The following is a 17,709-nucleotide window of genomic DNA, read 5'->3' on the forward strand; positions in this document are numbered from 1 at the left end:
ATATCATGGACTCGCTACTCATGCGCCACCTGCTGTGGGTCGGGGGCAAGGGCGGGGTCGGCAAGACCACGGTGGCCGCGGCGCTGGCCGTGCTCGCCGCCCGGCGTGGCCGTCGCGTGCTGGTGGTTTCGACCGACCCGGCGCACAGCCTGGGCGATGTCTTCGCGCGGCCATTGAGCGATCGGCCGCAGCGCCTGCTGCCCAACCTCGACGCCCTGGAGATCGATCCGGATAGCGAGGTCGACGCCCACCTGAAGCGGGTCACCGCGCACATGCAGCGCTTTGCCGCGCCCGAGATGATGCGCGAACTCGAGCGCCAGATGCAGCTCACCCGGCAATCGCCGGGCACCCAGGAAGCGGCGCTGCTCGAGCGCCTGGCGCGGCTGATGCTCGACGAGGGACGCGACTACGAGTCGATCGTCTTCGACACCGCGCCCACCGGCCACACCCTGCGTCTGCTCACGTTGCCCGAGGCGATGGCCGCCTGGACCGACGGCCTGCTGGCGCACAACCGGCGCTCCGAGCAGCTCGGCAAGGTGCTCAAGCATCTCACCCCGGGGCGCGATGTCGACTCGCCGTTCGACGACCCGCAGCAGAGTGCCAACGACGGCCTCGATTCGCGCACCCGCGACATCGCCGAGACGCTGCTCGAACGCCGCCGGCTGCTGCATCGCGCGCGACGCGCGATCGAGGACCCCGCGCAGAGCGCCTTCCTGTTCGTGATGACCCCCGAGCGCCTGCCGATCCTCGAAACCGTGCGCGCCGTTCAGACGCTGGAGTCTGCCGGCGTGCCGATCGCCGGCACGCTGGTCAACCGGGTGATCCCGGACGATGCCGACGGCGACTTCCTGCGCCGCCGACGCGAACAGGAGGCGATCTACCTGGAGCGTATCGACGCCCAGCTTGGTCACCTGCCGCGGCCCCGTCTGCCGTGGCTGGACAGCGACGTCCAAGGGCTGGACTCGCTCGAGACGCTTGCCGATCGGCTGGAAGCGGCGGGATTCTAGAGGGAAGAGCCTAGCCGATATCGAGCTTGTCGGGGTACTCACAGAGATCCTCGATCACGCAGCTGCCGCAACGCGGCTTGCGCGCCACGCAGGTGTAGCGGCCATGCAGGATCAGCCAGTGGTGGGCGTCGCGGCGAAACTCCCGGGGCACGTGGCGCAGCAGTTTCTGCTCGACCTCGACGACGTTCTTGCCGGGGGCGATGCGGGTACGGTTGGAGACCCGGAAGATATGCGTGTCCACGGCGATCGTCGGCTGACCGAAGGCGGTGTTGAGGATCACGTTGGCGGTCTTGCGGCCCACGCCGGGCAGCGCCTCGAGCGCCTCGCGGGTCTGCGGTACCTCGCCGCCGTATTGCTCGACCAACATCCGGCAGGTTTTCATCAGGTTCTCGGCCTTGGTGTTGTACAGGCCGATGGTCTTGATGTGTTCCTTGAGCCCATCGATGCCCAGATCGAGGATCGCCTGCGGGGTGTTGGCCACCGGGAACAGCCGTGCGCAGGCCTTGTTGACGCCGACGTCGGTGGCCTGTGCCGACAATAGCACCGCGGTCAGCAGCTCGAACGGCGTGGTCCAGTTGAGCTCGGTGGTCGGCTCGGGGGTGTGCTCGCGCAGGCGGGCGAATATGGCTTGGCGTTTCTGGGCGTTCATGGCATTCCGAATACGGGGACGAGGCTCTTCGAGGACGCGTTATTGAAGAACAGGGTCAGTGGCGCTGCCGGGCGGCGTCGCGCATCGCCTGGGCCTGGGCGATCTGAACGTGGGCGGCATCGATGGCCGCCGTGTCGTGCTGGCGCTCGGCGTGGGCGAGTTGCGCTCGTGCCCGACGTAGTGCCTGCTCGGCGGCGTTTTGCGCCAGCCGCTGGCGGTTGTCCCGAGCGGCCGGCGGTGTCTGGCCGTCGAGCTGGCGGGCAATCTCGTCGAGCCGCGTCCGGTGCTCGGCGATGCGCGTGTCGAGTTCGCGGCGCTCGTCGTCGGTCGCGGTCCTTTGTCGTTTGCGTTCCAGGCGCTTGAGCGCCACCGCCAGCGTCGCGCGCGACGCCTTGAGCGTTGCCGCATCGGCGGGCGGGCCGGAGTCCTCGGGCGCTGGCTTGTGAGCCGCCGCCTGGCGGCGCTCGCGGCGTTGCCGGCGCTCATCGGCCTGGCGCCGCAAACGGGCCTGGCGCGCCTCGAAGCGCCGGCGGCCGAGTGTCGCGCGGCGGGCGAGAAAGCCCTCCTGGTCGGCCGGCCTCAACGCCATCTGCCAGTCCGGGTGGGGCACGATGTCGATGCAATCCACGGGGCAGGGCGCGACGCACAGCTCGCAGCCGGTACATTCGCCGGCGAGCACGGTATGCATCTGCTTGGCGGCGCCCAGGATGGCGTCGACCGGGCAGGCCTGGATGCACTTGGTGCAGCCGATGCATTCGTCCTCGCGAATCACCGCGACCTGCGGCGATTCGGCCGGCTGAGCCAGCGGCTCGGCCGGGCGGCCGGTGAGCCCGGCCAGCCGCACCACGGTACGCTCGCCGCCCGGCGGGCACCGGTTGATCGCCTCGCCGGCGGCGATCGCCTCGGCATAGGGACGACAGCCCGGATGGCCACACTTGCCGCACTGCGTCTGCGGCAATTCGGCGTCGATGGCATCGATCAGCGTGACGCTCATATCGTTTACCTGCATGCAGTCGCGGGTAATCGGCTAATCAAGTAACGCGCTGGCCGGGTTCTGCACCGCTGTGCGGCTCCAGCAGGTAGATGCCATCGCCGCCACCGGCGGCCAGCACCATGCCCTCGGAAACGCCGAAGCGCATCTTGCGCGGGGCGAGGTTGGCGACCATCACCGTCAGGTGGCCTTCCAGCGCCTCGGGCGCGTAGGCACTACGGATGCCGGAAAACACCGTGCGCGTCTCGCCGCCGAGATCCAGCGTCAGCTTGAGCAGCTTGTCGGCGCCCTCGACGTATTCGGCCTTGGCGATGCGCACGATGCGCAGGTCGACCTTGGCGAAATCGTCGAAGGCGATTTCCGCAGCGATGGGGTCGTCGGCGAGCGGGCCCTTGGGGGTTTCCTTCAACTTCTTCTCCACGGCGAGGTCCTCCTTCGAGGCTTCGATCATGGCGTCGATCCGGTCGCCTTCGATACGCGTCATCAGCGGCTTGAACTTGTTGATGCTGTGGCCTTCGAGCAGCGTGTGGCGGCTCTCCCAGGCGAGGCTGTCGAGATTCAGGAAGACGCGTGCCTGCTCGGCCATGGCGGGCACCACCGGGGCCAGGTAGACCATCAACTGGCGGAACAGGTTGATGCCCACCGAGCAGATGTCCAGTACCTCCTGCTCGCGACCTTCCTGCTTGGCCAGTACCCAGGGCTCGGCCTCGGCGATATAGGCATTGGCCTCGTCGGCAAGCTCCATGATCCGGCGCATGGCGCGGGCGAACTCGCGCGCCTCGTACTCCTCGGCGATCGCCTCGCCGGCGTCGATGGCGCGCTGGACGAGTTCGGGCTGGCCGACACGCTCGGCGAGCTTGCCGTCGCCGAGCTTCTTGACGAAGCCGGCGCAGCGGCTGGCGATGTTGACCACCTTGCCGACCAGGTCGGCATTGACCCGGTAGGCGAAGTCCTCGAGGTTGAGATCGAGATCGTCGACGCCGGCGGTCAGCTTGGCGGCGAAGTAATAGCGCAGGTACTCGGGATTCAGGTATTCGGCGTAGGTCTCGGCCTTGATGAAGGTGCCCCGTGACTTGGACATCTTGGCGCCGTTGACGGTGACGAAACCGTGGCAATTGACGGCGCTGGGCGTGCGCATGTTCGCGCCTTCGAGCATCGCCGGCCAGAACAGCGCGTGGAAGTAGACGATGTCCTTGCCGATGAAGTGATAGACCTCGGCGTCGGAGTCCTTCTTCCAGTAGCTGTCGAAGTCGATGCCTTCGCGATCGCAGAGGTGCTGGAAGCTCGCCAGGTAGCCGATCGGCGCGTCCAGCCAGACGTAGAAGTACTTGCCCGGCGCGTCGGGGATCTCGAAGCCGAAGTAGGGCGCGTCGCGGGAGATGTCCCACTCGTTGAGGCCCGAGGCGAACCACTCCTGCAGCTTGTTGGCGATCTGCGGCTGGACGTGGCCGGGGCGTACCCAGCCCTTCAGGAACTCGGCGAAGTCGGGCAGCTTGAAGAAGTAGTGGGTGGAGCTGCGCACTTCCGGCGTGGCGCCGGAGATCGCCGACACGGGGTCGATCAATTCCGCCGGGGTGTAGGTCGCGCCGCACGCCTCGCAGTTGTCGCCGTACTGATCCGGCGTCTTGCACTTGGGGCAGGTGCCCTTGATGAAACGGTCGGCGAGGAACAGGCCCTTGACCGGGTCGTACATCTGCTCGATGTCGCGGGTCGAGATGTGACCGGCGTCGCGCAGTGCGGTGTAGATGCGCTCGCTGTGCAGGCGGTTCTCTTCCGAGTGCGTCGAATGGTAGTTGTCGAAGGCCACCCCGAAACGCGCGAAATCCGCCTGATGCTCCTTCGAGACGCGCTCGATCAACTGCTCCGAGGTGATGCCTTCCTGCTCGGCGCGCAGCATGATCGCGGTGCCGTGGGCATCGTCGGCGCACACATAGTGGCAGTCGTTGCCGCGGCTCTTCTGGAAGCGCACCCAGATATCGGTCTGGATGTACTCCAGCAGGTGACCCAGGTGGATCGAGCCGTTGGCATAGGGCAGGGCACTGGTGACCAGGATCTTGCGCTTGGCGTTGGCGGTAGTCGGCATGGCGGCTCTGTGACAGGTTCGAAAACGAGGAGTTCGGGCGTCGGCTAAGACTCGGACACGAGCTAGGACGAAAGGGCGATTGTAGCCCGCCTGACGGCTGGGTGCATCCGTGGTGCGGGTGCCGTGTTCACAAGCCCTAGCTGCCTGCCGAGTGCTAGGCGTTCTACCTTGTAGTTGAGAAATCACTAAAGGATTCGCCGCACAAGCCGATTCAACCTTATGGAGGTTAGTAAAAAATGTTGCCAAGGCCCGGCTGGTTCAGAGGCCAATGGAATGAAAATATTAAAATTGAGGATTCAAGTGATAAGGATAATTTTGGCGCTAGGAGCTTCTTTGTTGTTGGTTGCTTGCTCTTCTATTTCTTACAAAGAGCCGACAGGCGGGGATCGGGCAAGAGTCCGTTTTGTAACCGAAACGGAGTCAGTTATGGTGATCAGAGGATATGATGATTCAAGCTGCATGACGAACGAACGTGAATGGATGCGTCTTAGAAAAGGTTTTTTATTCAATAGCCAACCCAAGCGCCTTGGAATTCCGCTGTGGTCATACCATAAGAATGCTGCGAAAGAGGTCTACGTAACTACTGGTAAAAATTACACCTTTTTATTCAGCGGGAGTGAGCAGGGAGGGGCTTTAAATTACTCGTGTGGTGTGCCCATCACAGTAAGATTCAAGTCGGGTCATGACTATGAGTTATATTTCAAATGGGATGTTAGAGATTATCAAAAATGCACTGTCTCGTTTGGTGAGATAGTCTCGGATGGTTTGAAGTCAACTTTCAATACTTTGAGTGAACAGAAAAATATAGTGACTGCTGCTACTAGTGGTTGTATGGAGGTGTTTACAAAGCCGCGGCTTTATTGATGCTGCACAGGAATATATCGAGCTGGATGTACTCCAGCAGGTGACCCAGGTGGATCGAGCCGTTGGCATAGGGCAGGGCACTGGTGACCAGGATCTTGCGCTTGGCGTTGGCGGTAGTCGGCATGGCGGCTCTGTGACAGGTTCGAAAACGAGGAGTTCGGGCGTCGGCTAAGACTCGGACACGAGCTAGGACGAAAGGGCGATTGTAGCCCGGCTGGCGGTCGGGTGCATCCGTGGGACAGGCGCAAGCCTGCCCCACGAAGCGATCAACTCAAGCGCTGCATGTAATCCACGTAGCCGAAGGTCTTGACCGTGCGCACCGCGCGGCTCACCTCGTCGACCCGGCAGATCGCCGGCAGGCGGATGCCGTTGAAGGTGGTGGTCTTGACCATGGTGTAGTGGGCCATGTCGGTGAACACCAGTCGGTCGCCGATGGCGAGCGGCGCATCGAACGAATAGTCGCCGATCACGTCGCCGGCCAGGCAGGTAGTGCCGCCCAGGCGGTAGGTGTGAGGTTTCTCGTTCGGGGCGCCGGCGCCGATGATCTCGGGCCGGTAGGGCATTTCCAGCACGTCTGGCATATGAGCGGTGGCGGAGGTGTCGAGAATGGCGTTGGGTACTTCGCCGTCGACGATGTCCAGCACGCTGGCCACCAGGTAGCCGGTATTAAGCGCGATCGCCTCGCCCGGCTCCAGGTAGACCTCGAGGTGCGGATAGCGCACCTTGAAATCGCGGACTATTCGCACCAGCCGATCCACGTCGTAGTCGGCGCGGGTGATGTGATGGCCGCCGCCGAAGTTGACCCAGCGCAATTGGGGCAGGTACTTGCCGAAGCGGGCCTCGAAGGCGTCGAGCGTGGCTTCCAGCGCGTCGCTGTTCTGCTCGCACAGCGCATGGAAGTGCAGGCCCTCCAGGCCGTCGAGGTCGGCCGGCGCGAGGTTGGCCGCGCGGGTGCCGAGCCGCGAACCCGGCGCGCAGGGGTCGTAGATGGCGACTTCGCCCGTCGAGTGCTCGGGATTGACCCGCAGCCCGCATGAGATGTTGCGTGGCGTCGAGGCGACCTTGTCGCGGAAATGCCGCCACTGCCCCGGCGAGTTGAAGCTCAGGTGGTCGGCATAGCGCAGTACCACGTCCATCTCGGGATCGGTGAAGGCCGGCGAATAGACGTGGACCTCGCCGCCGAAGGTCTCGGCACCGAGGCGCGCTTCGTCCTGCCCGCTGGAGGTCGTGCCCACCAGGTACTGGCTCACCAGCGGGAAGGTGTCCCACATGGCGAAGCCCTTCAGCGCCAGCAGGATCTTCGCCCCGCTGCGTTGCTGAACTTCCTTCAGGAGCTCCAGGTTGCGACGCAGCAGGGCGTCGTCGACCACGTAGGCCGGCGACGGGCAGGCATGAATGTCGAACGGGTAGGTCGCTTGTGCCATCACGAATCGGCCAGCGGATCGTCGTCGGGATCGAGCTCGACCATCTGCCACGGCAGGCCCATGTCGCCGATGCGCTCCATGAACGGGTCGGGGTCGAGCTGCTCGACGTTGTAGACGCCGTCGCCCTTCCAGATCCCTTGGAGCATCAGCATCGCGCCGGTCACCGCGGGTACGCCGGTGGTATAGGAGATCGCCTGGGACTTGACCTCCGCGTAGCTCTTCTCGTGGTCGCTGATGTTGTAGATGTACACCTTGCGACGCTTGCCGTCCTTGATGCCGTCGAGGATCACGCCGATGTTGGTCTTGCCCTTGGTGCGCGGGCCCAGCGAGGCCGGATCGGGCAGCACCGACTTGAGGAACTGCAGCGGCGAGATCTCGCAGCCGTTGACGTTAATCGGCTCGATACTGGTCATGCCGACGTTTTCCAGCACCTTGAGATGGGTGATGTACTTCTCGGAGAAGGTCATCCAGAAGCGGATACGCTCGAGCCCCTTGATGTTCTGGGACAGCGATTCCAGCTCCTCGTGGTAGAGCAGGTAGATGTCCTTCTCGCCGATGCCGTCGAAGTCGAACTTGCGCTTCTCGGCCAGCGGCGCGGTCTCCTTCCACTCGCCCTTTTCCCAGTAGCGGCCATTCGCGGTGATCTCGCGAATGTTGATCTCCGGATTGAAGTTGGTGGCGAACGGGTAGCCGTGATCGCCGCCGTTGGCGTCCAGTATGTCGATGCGCTGGATCTCGTCGAACAGGTTCTTCTGGCCGTAGGCGCAGTAGATGTTGGTCATGCCGGGGTCGAAGCCGCAGCCCAGCGTGGCCATGTTGCCGGCCTTGGCGAAGCGCTCCTGGAACGCCCACTGCTCCTTGTACTCGAACTTGGCCTCGTCGGGATGCTCGTAGTTGGCGGTGTCCAGGTAGGGCACGCCGGTACGCAGGCAGGCTTCCATGATGGTCAGGTCCTGATAGGGCAGCGCCACATGGATCAGCACGTCGGGCTTGAACGACTCGATCAGCGCGACCAGCGCCTCGACGTCATCGGCATCGACCTGGGCGGTCTGGATGGGGCGGTCCAGTTGGTCCGCGATCGCCTTGCACTTCGCTTCGTTGCGACTGGCTAGACAGATTTCGTGGAACACCTCGGGGTGCTGCGCGCACTTGTGCGTCACCACACCGCCGACGCCGCCGGCGCCAATAATCAAGGCTTTACTCATGCGTTCGCCTCCAGATCGGAAATTCAACAGTGGTCGAATCGCGGGGCGCCGCGACCCGATGCCATTCTCGCCCGGCCACCCCGGCAAGAGGGGGCCGATAATCGCCCCGACGGCGGCGGGGCTCAAGTATTTTTCGCTGAAAAAGCTGAAATCCGGGCGATGCGTGGCGCGTTCAACCCTATCATGGTCGCTGTGGCGTTATGGGGTGGCGGCGCTGTGAAACGCCGGGTCAGGCCGGCTGTGGCTCGAGCACCTGGCGATGCAGCGCCGTGCCGGCCGAGTCCATCAGCGTCACCGTGAGGGCGTCGCTTTCCCCATCCAGGTCGACCTGGCCGAAGAACTGGTAACCCTCGGAGGGCGGCAGGTTCGACCGCCCCTCGGGCGGGGCCTTCTGGAACACCACCCGCGGGCCGAAGGTGGCGTCAAGCTCGCCCGGGCCGAAGGTGCCGGCATGCAGCGGGCCGCTGACGAATTCCCAGAAAGGGGCGAACTCCTTGAAGCTGGCCCGCTCGGGGGCATAGTGATGGGCGGCGGTGTAGTGAACGTCGGCGGTCAGCCAGACCACGTTGCGGATGCGCTCGTCGCGGATGGTCTTCAGCAGCCCGGCGATTTCCCGCTCGCGACCCAGCGGCTTGCCGGCCTCGTCGTTGGCCACCGCCTCGAAGGCATCACCGTCGCGCACCACCAGTCCGATCGGCATGTCGGAGGCGATGATCTTCCAGGTGGCCGTCGACTGACGAAGCGCGCTCAACAGCCAGGCGATCTGGCGTTGCCCCAAAAAGTTGGGCTCCTCGCCGCCCGACTGCCGGTTGCGGCTATTGGCGTTGCGGAAGGTGCGCATGTCCAGCATGAAGATCTCGAGCCCCGGGCCATAGGCGAAGTTGCGATAGATCCGGCCCGGCGCATCGGGCATCTGCCGCAACGGCATGGCCTCGAGAAAGGCCCGGCGTGCCCGGGCCGCGAGCAGCGAGACGTTCTTCTCGCGGTAGCGATCGTCCTCGAGCAGCTCGCCGGGGTACCAGTTGTTGGTCGTCTCGTGGTCGTCCCACTGGGCGAGCATCGGCACTTCGGCATTGAAGCGGCGCAGGTTGGCGTCCTCGAGGTTATAGGCGTGCTGACCGCGGAACTCGTCGAGGGTCTCGGCCACCTTGCGCTTGGCCGGCGTCACCAGATTGCGCCAGAGCTCGCCATTGGCCAGTTCGACGCTTTCCTCGAGCGGTCCGTCGGCATAAACGGTATCGCCGGAATGGATGAAGAAGTCGGGCCGCTGCTGGCGCATGGTTTCGTAGATGCGCATGCCGCCGCGCGATTCATCGATGCCCCAACCTTGGCCGACCGTGTCGCCGGACCACACGAAACGCACATTGCGACGGGTCGTCGACGGCAAGCGAAGCTGACCGGCAACCGGCTCGCTGATGGCCCGGTGATCGTCGAGTGCGGCGAAACGCACGCGGTAGTGAACATTGTCCAGCGAACTCAACCCGGTGGCATCCAGCTTGGCGGTCAGGCCCGTTTCTGGCAGCGTTTCGGGGCCACGCAGCAGGCGGGCACCGCGAAACTCGGGATTGTCGGCGATCTCGACCAGCATCCGGGCGGGACGATCGACGCTCGACCACAGCATCGCGCGATCGCCGAGCATGTCACCGCTCATCACGCCGGAGGAGATCACCGGCCGGCGTCCCTGCGCCAGCACGATCGACGGCGCCGCCGTCAGAGCGCCCAGCGTGGCACCGCCCTTGAGTCCCAGCTTCAACATGTCCCTGCGTGAATACGGCATGACGCCCTCCGGTTAGCGATGATCGAATCGAGGTCATCCTGCCGGGCCAAGGTGACATTCGTTTGCCAAACCGATGGCAAGTCAATGACGGGCGTATTACCGCCTATAATGGGCGGCTTGAATCCCTCTTTGTTAGTATGGCCGGCCGCGCCCGCGCAACAATGTGGCCGATTCCTTGTCGCCACCTCCTATCGAGAGACGCCCGTGATGCAGCAGGGCTTCGTCCTGACCCGCCATTGGCGGGACACCGCGGACGGCAGTGAAGTGAGTCTGTGGCTGGCCGCCGACGCCGGCCCTCGCCATGTTCGTCTGCCGTTGCAAACCTCGGTGGCGTTCATCCCCAATGACTACCGTGCGGCGGTCGAACGGCTGATCGGCGATGAGTCAGGCGTCGAGCTACGTCCGCTCGAGCTCTGCGATTTCCGCCATCGGCCGGTGCTGGGACTTTACTGCCGCCAGCATCGCCAGCTGATGAACCTTGAGCGGCGCCTGGTCGACGCCGGCGTCGAGGTCCTCGAGGCCGACGTTCGCCCGCCGGAGCGCTACCTGATGGAGCGCTTCATCACCGCCCCGGTCGGATTCACGGGAGTGGTGCAGGCGGACGGCTCGATCGGCGATGCGCAATTGAGGCCCGCCCCCGACTATCGGCCACGGCTGAGGCTCGCCTCGCTGGATATCGAGACCAGCGAGCGTGGCGATCTGTACTCGATCGCCCTCGAGGGTTGCGGCCAGCGCCAGGTTTTCATGCTGGGCACGGCGGGCGGGCAGAGGGGGGACGCCGAGGCGTGCGACTTCGAACTTCGCTACTGCGAAAGCCGCGAAGCGCTGCTGACGTGCCTCAACGAGTGGATGGCGCGCCACGATCCCGATGCGATCATCGGCTGGAACCTGATTCAGTTCGACCTGCGTATCCTGCAGCGCCACGCCGAGGAACTGGCCGTGCCGCTGACGTTGGGGCGCGGCGGCGCGCCGATGGAGTGGCGCGCCCACGCCAGCAATCCCAATCACTTCTTCGCTGCCGCGCCCGGGCGACTGCTCATCGACGGCATCGAGATGCTGCGCCAGGCAACCTGGCGCTTTGCCTCGTTCAGCCTGGAGAGCGTCGCCCAGGAACTGCTCGGCGAGGGCAAGGCGATCGACAATCCCTACCAGCGCATGGACGCCATCAACCGCATGTTCGCCGAGGACAAGCCGGCCCTGGCTCGCTACAACCTCAAGGACTGCGAGCTGGTCACGCGGATCTTCGCCAGGACCGAGCTGATTGACTTCTTGCTCGAGCGTGCCACCGTCACCGGCCTGCCGGTCGATCGCAGTGGCGGCTCGGTGGCCGCGTTCTCGCATCTGTACCTGCCGCGCATGCACCGGCTCGGTTTCGTCGCCCCCAGCCTGGGTAGTCAGCGTGGCGAGAACAGTCCCGGCGGCTTCGTGATGGATTCGCGCCCCGGCCTCTACGATTCGGTGCTGGTGCTCGATTTCAAGAGTCTCTATCCATCGATCATCCGCACCTTCCTGATCGATCCGGTAGGGCTGGTGCAGGGGCTGGCCGAACCCGAGAACGATACGGTGCCCGGCTTTCGCGGCGCGCGCTTCTCGCGCACCCGCCATGCGCTGCCCGAGATGGTGGCAGGGGTCTGGCAGGGGCGCGAAGTCGCCAAGCGCGAGGGCAATGCGCCGCTTTCCCAAGCGCTTAAGATCATCATGAACTCCTTCTACGGGGTGCTGGGCGCTTCGGGCTGTCGCTTCTTCGACCCGCGCCTGTCGTCCTCGGTCACCCTGCGCGGCCATGAGATCATGCACCGGACCCGTGAGCTGATCGAGGCCGAGGGATATACCGTTATCTACGGCGATACCGACTCGACGTTCGTGTGGCTAGGTCGTGCCCACGAAGACGACGAGGCCGCACGGATCGGCCGGCATCTGGTGCAGCGCGTCAACGCATGGTGGAGTGAACACCTGCGCCGGGAATACGCGCTGCAGAGCGCCTTGGAACTGCAGCTGGAGACGCACTTCCGGCGCTTTCTGATGCCGACCATCCGCGGCGCGGAGGCGGGCAGCAAGAAACGCTATGCCGGCCTGGTGCGCGAAGCCGACGGCAGCGAGCGGCTGGTGTTCAAGGGGTTGGAGACGGTGCGCGCCGACTGGTCGCCGCTGGCCAAGCTCTTCCAGCAGGAGCTTTACCGGCGGATCTTCGTCGGCGAGCCCTACCGCGACTTCGTGCGCGACTATGTGCAGCGTACCCTCGCCGGTGAGTACGACGAGCGTCTGATCTATCGCAAGCGACTGCGGCGCAAGCTCGACGATTACCGCCGCAACGTGCCGCCGCACGTACGCGCGGCGCGCCTCGCCGACGCGTACAACGATCAGCTCGGCCGGCCGCGGCAGTACCAGCACGGGGGCTGGATCAGCTACGTGATGACCCTGTCGGGGCCGGAGCCGCTGGAAACGCGTCGCTCGGCCATCGACTATCATCACTACTTGACTCGCCAATTGCAGCCGGTGGCCGACGCGATCCTGCCGTTCGTCAATGACGACTTCCACGCCCTGACCGATCGTCAATTGGGGCTTTTTTGACTCGGGGCTTTCTACCTATTGTGACTCGAGCATTTTCATACGAGATATGGGCTTAAAGAATTCTTCGACGTTGCCGTTATGAACAAATGACGCCTTGTACTGATCCCAGGACGGTTGCTTGTGACCGCCAATGGGGCAAAGGCTAACAAAAAATAATTGGAGGAAAAGAAAAGTGAAGGGAATTTTTAGGAATATTTTGCTGACTATATTTATAGCCGGGTTGGCAGGTTGTGTTAGCACAAGAAATATCCCATTAGACAAAGTGGCGCTGGAATCGAGCACCCCTGAGAGTATTGTTAATACGCATCGGGAAATGCCTGATTTCATGGCAATGACAGCTGGTAAGGCTGCATTTGGCCTAATTGGAGCCATGGCCATGATTTCTTCCGGTAATTCTATTGTCGAGGAAAATGGGGTAAAGGATCCGTCAGAATATATCATTGCCTCGCTAGAAAAAGAGATTTCCGAGAAATATGACCTGGCGGAACTGGACAGCCGAGGTCACATGATCAATACACGGAATCCCTCTGAAATTGCCTCCGCCTATCCTGAGTCAGACTTAATTATTGATGTTGAAACGACAGGTTGGGGGTTTACTCATTTTTCTACCGACTGGAATAATTACCGTGTCCTCTATAGTGCTAAGCTAAGATTGATCGATACGAAGAAAGAAACCATTTTGGCCGAAGGATACTGCTCGCGAGTTCCCGATAAAGATGATAGCGCCCCCTCTTACGAAGATCTGCTGGCGGATAAAGCGGCTCGGCTGAAGTCCGAACTACATGAAGCGGCTAATTACTGCATAGAAGAGTTCAGGCATATCGTTTTGATATAGGAAAAGAGCCTGTTGCGGCGGACATGCATGGCGCATGCCCGCCACAACCAAGGATCTCGCTAATCGCTGCGCCCAAATGCGCTTCTCTGTTTCAGCGAGTAGCGAGGTCGTGGGCAACGTCTAGGCGCGCTCGTCCATCGACTGTCACCGCTATGCGACCCGTCAGCCGTTCCCGCAAAGCTAGCTTTACACGAAAACGAGGCCCCGCAAATGCGGGGCCAATTTCTTTCCAGGATCAGTCTGTTAGTCGGTATGTCGCGCCAGCCCACGAACTCAGGCGGACGCTTTTACCTGTGCGGATTCCTCCATGGGTGCCTGCTTGGTGGCTTCCAGGCGCCGAACCTCGGAGCGATCCGCACTACTGATCTCGATCTCACGCGGCTTCTGCGCTTCGGGAATCTCGCGCAGTAGATCGATGATCAGCAGGCCGTTTTCCAATTTCGCACCGCGCACCTCGATATGATCCTCGAGTCGATAGGTCAGCTTGAAGGCGCGCTGGGCGATGCCCTGGTGCATGTAATGGACCGCGTCGTCCTGTTCGGCCTGGGACTTGGAGCCCGAGACGCTCAACACGCCGCCCTCGAGCTGAATGCTCAGTTCCTGCTCAGTGAATCCGGCCACGGCCAGAACGATGCGATACTCATTCTCGCCATGCTTCTCGACGTTGTACGGCGGGAAGCTGGTCGGTGCACTACTTTCGAAGGCGCGCTCGAACAGATCATTGAAACGGTCGAAACCGATCGAGTGACGGAAGAGCGGTTCCAGTGAGAATGCCGTGTTCATAGTATGTTCTCCCTATTTGGATAGCGAAGTCATACCCTCGTCGACGGACCCACTTGGCGGCATCCCGTTCCCGAGGGATCTACCTTTCGGCACTTCATAAAATGGGGGTTGCGGCAATCGCTTCAATAGACTTTTTTGTAAAAAAATGTTTCCAAAAGAGCCGGGAGTACCTGGAACGGTATTCGTTGGAGAGCAGCTTTTCGTGGCTGGCTAGTCGCCCCGATAGACACCGAACTGCGTCAGCCCCTTGTCGGCCAGAAGCTGCGCCTGCATACGGCTCATCACGCCCTGGGCGCAATACAGCAGGTAACGTCGATTGCAGGGCAACTGCTCGGCGCGCTCGGCCAGTTCGAAGAAGGGGATTTCCAGCGGCTCGCCTTGGGGCAGCGTCAGCGGTGCCGCCTCGCGCTCGTTCGGATGGCGAATATCGATCACAGTGACGTCTTGGGCCAGGGCCGTGGAGGCGCCGACCTCGGCCACTTCGACAGCGTGCGGCAGATCGTCGAGCAGGCGCGACGCGCGGGTCGCCACGGCGGCCTCGACGGCGGTATCGAGCACGCCGAAATCGAAACCGGTCTCGGCACGTTCGACCTGCTCGGCACGCGGGTGCACATTGGGACGCTTGGAGACCGCACCGCAATATTCGGGAAGGCCTTCGGCATAGGCGGCGGTGCCGATCCGTCGGGCGTCGTCGATGATGGTCTGCTTGTCGCTGGCGATCAGCGGACGCAGGATCGGCCGTTCGCTGACCGCGTCGATGAGCCGCAGGTTGGTGAGGCTCTGGCTGGAAACCTGAGCCAGCGCGTCGCCGGTCACCAGGGCGGGAATGCGGGCGCGGCCGGCGACACGGTTGGCGGCGCGCAGCATCATGCGCTTGAGCACCACGCCGGCAACGCCCGACGGTACCTGTCGCTGGATCTCGTTGATCACGCCCTCGAAGGGCACGCTGATGAAATTGAGCCGGTGCGAGGCGCCGTAGCCTTGCCACAGATGATGGACGATCTCGCGAACCGCGGCTTCATGGGCCGGGCCGCCGAGATTGAAGAACACGAAGTGCGTCTTGAGGCCGCGCCGCAGTAGCCGCCAGGCGGCGACCGGCGAATCGAAGCCGCCGGAAATCAGCGCCAGTGCCTCGCCCTGGGTCCCCAGCGGATAGCCGCCGAGCCCCGGCAGGCGTCGGGTGATCAGCAGCAGTTGCTCGTTCTTGAGCTCGAGGCGCACCGTGACCTGCGGGTCGCTCAAGTCCACCGATGCGTCGTCGGCCGCCTCGAGCAGGGCGCGGCCCAGATAGCGTTCGAGGTCTTCCGAGGTAAAGTCATGACGGCCGCGGCGCTTGACGCTGACGCGAAAGCGCCGGCCGGCCAGCGCGTCGCGCCACAGCGGAACCACGAGCGCGGCGGTCGCGTCGAAACCGGTGAAGGTATGGGAGTCGACGACCAGTATTTCGTGGATGCCGGGAATGCGGGTCAGGCCGGCTTCCACCTCGGCGTGCGTCGACGCGTCGAGCTCGCCGTCGCGGCGTACTTCGAGGGCGTCCCAGCAATCGACCACGCGGACCCCGGGGATGAAGCGCGCGAGGCTATTGCGGATATTGGTGCGCAGGCTACGGACCATCTCCTGGCGCACCGACCGGGACTTGATGGTGATCTCGGGGAACAGCTTGAGCCGATAGCGCATGCGTGCACACCACTGCCGATGGGGCGCGCCATGATAGCAATGCGACGTACGCTTCTCCACCGCACGGTTCGGCCGAGCCAGTGTGGCCGCGCTCGCGAGAGCGTTCAGTGGGAAGGCACCGGTGCCGCAAACTACGCTGTGATCAGGCGAGGGACATGGCGTGATCCAGACGCACGCAGTCGCGCCCGGCCTGCTTGGCGCTATACAGCGCCGTGTCGGCGGCGGCGATCAACGCCTCGCTGTCGATGGCCCTGGGAGGCACGTAGCATGCGACGCCGATACTCACGGTGACCACGCTCGCGGTCGGCGAGGCGGCATGTTCCAGGCGCAGCGCCGCGATTGCCTGGCGCAGCGTTTCGGCGCGCTCCAGACCCGCCGCGGTGGTCATCGCCGGCAGGATGATCATGAACTCCTCGCCGCCGGTGCGCGCCACCAGTTGCGGCGGTTCCTCGAAGCGCTCGCGCATGGCGCTGGCGATGGCGATCAGGCATCGGTCGCCGGCCGGGTGGCCGTAGTGATCGTTGTAGGCCTTGAAGTGGTCGATATCGACCATTATCAGCGCCAGTGCCTGATTGGACTGTGCAGCCTTGGTCAGCGCATGGCTCAGTCGCTCGTCGAACAGGCGACGGTTGGCCAGTCCGGTCAGCGGATCGTGCTGGGAAAGCTCGACCAGCGAATGCGTCTGGCGCCGCTGGTAATCGAGCAGACGCTGGAAGGCATGCGCCAGCTGGCCGATCTCGTCGCTGCGCCTGACCAGCCGGGATGGCGCGTCGTTCCACTCGGTGCTCTGCACGCTTTCGGTAAACCGGGCCAGCTGGCGCAATGGCAACAGTATCATGCGCTCGAGCAGGATCAGTACCACCACCACTACGACCACCAGTAGCCCCAGTGTCCAGTAGAGCGCGAAGCGAAAGGTGCCCAGGTTGGCCTGGAACTGGGTGCGTGGCAGTGTCGTTTGGAGACTGATCGAGTAGCCGGACGGGGCGGCCTCGATCAAGCGGCTGGCCTGCATGTAGCGCTCGTCGGTGCGGGTTATCTGGGAGAGTTGGGGATGCGGCCCGGTCGAGCCGGCAGTTTCCAGGCGCATCTCGATGTCGGTGCTCTGTTGCAAGCGGGCCAGCCACTGATCGTTCATGACGCGAACCATGGCCAACCAGCCGGCCGCTGGGCCGCTGCCGTCGCTGTGCATGATCGGCCAGACGCTGACCATCGAGCGCTCGGGCCAGGCATGTAGCCAGGTATGGAGAGTGTTCTGCGGTCCGCCGGCGACATGCTCCTGCACCGAATGGGTGATAGGCGCCGCCCAGGCGCAGTCGCCACTGGCGCTGGGACAGGCGACATAATCGCCGCTTTGCGGATCGAGGCCGGCAATCAGGTGTGGCGTGCCGTCGGGCTTGAGAAACAGCATTGCACGCAGGTTGGCGTCCTCGAAGACCAGGCCGCTGGTCAGGTTGGACTCCACGTAGTCGGTTTCTTCGCCGGACAGAAAGTGATAGCTGTCGTCCCACACCGACCAGTCTCTGGTGAACAGGCTGAGGTGGCCCAGCTCGTTATCGATGGCGCGCTGGGCGCGATCGAGCTCGGCGTTGGCATGCTGCTCTTCCTTGGCGAGCAGCACGGGGATGACCTGAAATTGGGCGATCAGGCCCAATGCCAGCAGCGCCATGAACAGCACGAGGCCGAGGGCGGTAAAGAAGCGATAACGCAGCGAGGAAAGCGCTCGGGGCATGATCAGGGACCGTTGCCGTTTCGTGTGACTTGAATACCTTGTAAGACATTGCTTACAAGGTCATATGGCAGCTATCGGCAAATAGCGCCGAAGATTGAGCGTTCGGTCGATTAA

Annotated in this window: 13 protein-coding genes and 1 pseudogene; 4 read left to right on the forward strand and 10 right to left on the reverse strand. The window is 63.4% G+C overall.

Features of this window, described 5'->3' with window-relative positions; genetic code table 11:
• The first annotated feature begins 5 nt into the window (after positions 1 to 5).
• Positions 6 to 1,007, forward strand: a complete 1,002-nt coding sequence (locus R6258_RS13780; RefSeq protein WP_318451225.1) for an ArsA family ATPase — start codon at positions 6 to 8, stop codon at positions 1,005 to 1,007.
• A gap of 10 nt (positions 1,008 to 1,017) precedes the next feature.
• Here R6258_RS13780 and nth read toward each other — a convergent pair whose 3' ends face one another.
• The 3 genes from nth to metG are packed head-to-tail and all read right to left on the reverse strand — an operon-like array spanning position 1,018 to position 4,730.
• Complete coding sequence (gene nth / locus R6258_RS13785) at positions 1,018 to 1,656, reverse strand: endonuclease III (protein WP_318451227.1); 639 nt, start codon at positions 1,654 to 1,656, stop codon at positions 1,018 to 1,020.
• Positions 1,657 to 1,711: 55 nt separating this feature from the next.
• Entirely contained in the window at positions 1,712 to 2,650 is a 939-nt protein-coding gene (locus R6258_RS13790; RefSeq protein WP_318451230.1) for an RnfABCDGE type electron transport complex subunit B, read from the reverse strand.
• A gap of 37 nt (positions 2,651 to 2,687) precedes the next feature.
• On the reverse strand, positions 2,688 to 4,730 hold the full coding sequence (gene metG, locus R6258_RS13795) for a methionine--tRNA ligase (RefSeq protein ID WP_318451232.1): 2,043 nt from the start codon (positions 4,728 to 4,730) through the stop codon (positions 2,688 to 2,690).
• 273 nt (positions 4,731 to 5,003) lie between these two features.
• Between metG and R6258_RS13800 the strand changes: the two genes are divergently transcribed.
• Complete coding sequence (locus R6258_RS13800) at positions 5,004 to 5,594, forward strand: hypothetical protein (RefSeq protein ID WP_318451235.1); 591 nt, start codon at positions 5,004 to 5,006, stop codon at positions 5,592 to 5,594.
• A gap of 7 nt (positions 5,595 to 5,601) precedes the next feature.
• Here R6258_RS13800 and R6258_RS13805 read toward each other — a convergent pair.
• The 4 genes and pseudogenes from R6258_RS13805 to R6258_RS13820 form a co-directional block, all read right to left on the reverse strand.
• Positions 5,602 to 5,718: pseudogene (locus R6258_RS13805) on the reverse strand (class I tRNA ligase family protein); the annotation flags it as partial.
• Positions 5,719 to 5,860: 142 nt separating this feature from the next.
• Complete coding sequence (gene nspC / locus R6258_RS13810) at positions 5,861 to 7,018, reverse strand: carboxynorspermidine decarboxylase (RefSeq protein ID WP_318451238.1); 1,158 nt, start codon at positions 7,016 to 7,018, stop codon at positions 5,861 to 5,863.
• Complete coding sequence (locus R6258_RS13815; protein WP_318451239.1) at positions 7,018 to 8,223, reverse strand: saccharopine dehydrogenase family protein; 1,206 nt, start codon at positions 8,221 to 8,223, stop codon at positions 7,018 to 7,020. The genes nspC and R6258_RS13815 overlap by 1 nt, the downstream gene beginning before the upstream one ends.
• A 229-nt stretch (positions 8,224 to 8,452) precedes the next feature.
• Positions 8,453 to 10,000, reverse strand: a complete 1,548-nt coding sequence (locus tag R6258_RS13820) for an alkaline phosphatase D family protein (protein WP_318451241.1) — start codon at positions 9,998 to 10,000, stop codon at positions 8,453 to 8,455.
• 207 nt (positions 10,001 to 10,207) lie between these two features.
• Here R6258_RS13820 and R6258_RS13825 point away from each other — a divergent pair, with 207 nt between their 5' ends.
• Both R6258_RS13825 and R6258_RS13830 read left to right on the forward strand, forming a co-directional pair.
• Positions 10,208 to 12,571 (forward strand): DNA polymerase II, encoded by a 2,364-nt coding sequence (locus R6258_RS13825; protein ID WP_318451554.1) that lies wholly within the window; start codon positions 10,208 to 10,210, stop codon positions 12,569 to 12,571.
• A 172-nt stretch (positions 12,572 to 12,743) separates the two neighbouring features.
• On the forward strand, positions 12,744 to 13,406 hold the full coding sequence (locus R6258_RS13830; RefSeq protein ID WP_318451243.1) for a hypothetical protein: 663 nt from the start codon (positions 12,744 to 12,746) through the stop codon (positions 13,404 to 13,406).
• A gap of 273 nt (positions 13,407 to 13,679) precedes the next feature.
• Here R6258_RS13830 and R6258_RS13835 read toward each other — a convergent pair whose 3' ends face one another.
• The 3 genes from R6258_RS13835 to R6258_RS13845 form a co-directional block, all read right to left on the reverse strand.
• Positions 13,680 to 14,189 carry an Hsp20 family protein gene (locus tag R6258_RS13835; protein ID WP_318451245.1) on the reverse strand — a complete coding sequence of 170 codons (510 nt, stop codon included), beginning with the start codon at positions 14,187 to 14,189 and terminating at the stop codon, positions 13,680 to 13,682.
• A gap of 210 nt (positions 14,190 to 14,399) precedes the next feature.
• Complete coding sequence (gene thiI, locus R6258_RS13840) at positions 14,400 to 15,866, reverse strand: tRNA uracil 4-sulfurtransferase ThiI (protein WP_318451247.1); 1,467 nt, start codon at positions 15,864 to 15,866, stop codon at positions 14,400 to 14,402.
• Between the two features lie 142 nt (positions 15,867 to 16,008).
• Positions 16,009 to 17,595: a diguanylate cyclase domain-containing protein gene (locus tag R6258_RS13845; RefSeq protein ID WP_318451249.1), complete on the reverse strand. Its 1,587-nt coding sequence runs from the start codon at positions 17,593 to 17,595 to the stop codon at positions 16,009 to 16,011.
• Positions 17,596 to 17,709: the final 114 nt, after the last annotated feature.

It is taken from the genome of Halomonas sp. HP20-15, from assembly GCF_033446685.1.
Taxonomy (GTDB): Bacteria; Pseudomonadota; Gammaproteobacteria; order Pseudomonadales; family Halomonadaceae; genus Modicisalibacter.

What these genes read in the sequence shown, in the direction of transcription:
- R6258_RS13780 (WP_318451225.1), top strand. Translation starts at nt 6, where the DNA reads ATGGACTCGCTACTCATGCGCCACCTGCTGTGGGTCGGGGGCAAGGGC.
- nth (WP_318451227.1), bottom strand. Translation starts at nt 1,656, where the DNA reads ATGAACGCCCAGAAACGCCAAGCCATATTCGCCCGCCTGCGCGAGCAC.
- R6258_RS13790 (WP_318451230.1), bottom strand. Translation starts at nt 2,650, where the DNA reads ATGAGCGTCACGCTGATCGATGCCATCGACGCCGAATTGCCGCAGACG.
- metG (WP_318451232.1), bottom strand. Translation starts at nt 4,730, where the DNA reads ATGCCGACTACCGCCAACGCCAAGCGCAAGATCCTGGTCACCAGTGCC.
- R6258_RS13800 (WP_318451235.1), top strand. Translation starts at nt 5,004, where the DNA reads ATGAAAATATTAAAATTGAGGATTCAAGTGATAAGGATAATTTTGGCG.
- nspC (WP_318451238.1), bottom strand. Translation starts at nt 7,018, where the DNA reads ATGGCACAAGCGACCTACCCGTTCGACATTCATGCCTGCCCGTCGCCG.
- R6258_RS13815 (WP_318451239.1), bottom strand. Translation starts at nt 8,223, where the DNA reads ATGAGTAAAGCCTTGATTATTGGCGCCGGCGGCGTCGGCGGTGTGGTG.
- R6258_RS13820 (WP_318451241.1), bottom strand. Translation starts at nt 10,000, where the DNA reads ATGCCGTATTCACGCAGGGACATGTTGAAGCTGGGACTCAAGGGCGGT.
- R6258_RS13825 (WP_318451554.1), top strand. Translation starts at nt 10,208, where the DNA reads ATGCAGCAGGGCTTCGTCCTGACCCGCCATTGGCGGGACACCGCGGAC.
- R6258_RS13835 (WP_318451245.1), bottom strand. Translation starts at nt 14,189, where the DNA reads ATGAACACGGCATTCTCACTGGAACCGCTCTTCCGTCACTCGATCGGT.
- thiI (WP_318451247.1), bottom strand. Translation starts at nt 15,866, where the DNA reads ATGCGCTATCGGCTCAAGCTGTTCCCCGAGATCACCATCAAGTCCCGG.
- R6258_RS13845 (WP_318451249.1), bottom strand. Translation starts at nt 17,595, where the DNA reads ATGCCCCGAGCGCTTTCCTCGCTGCGTTATCGCTTCTTTACCGCCCTC.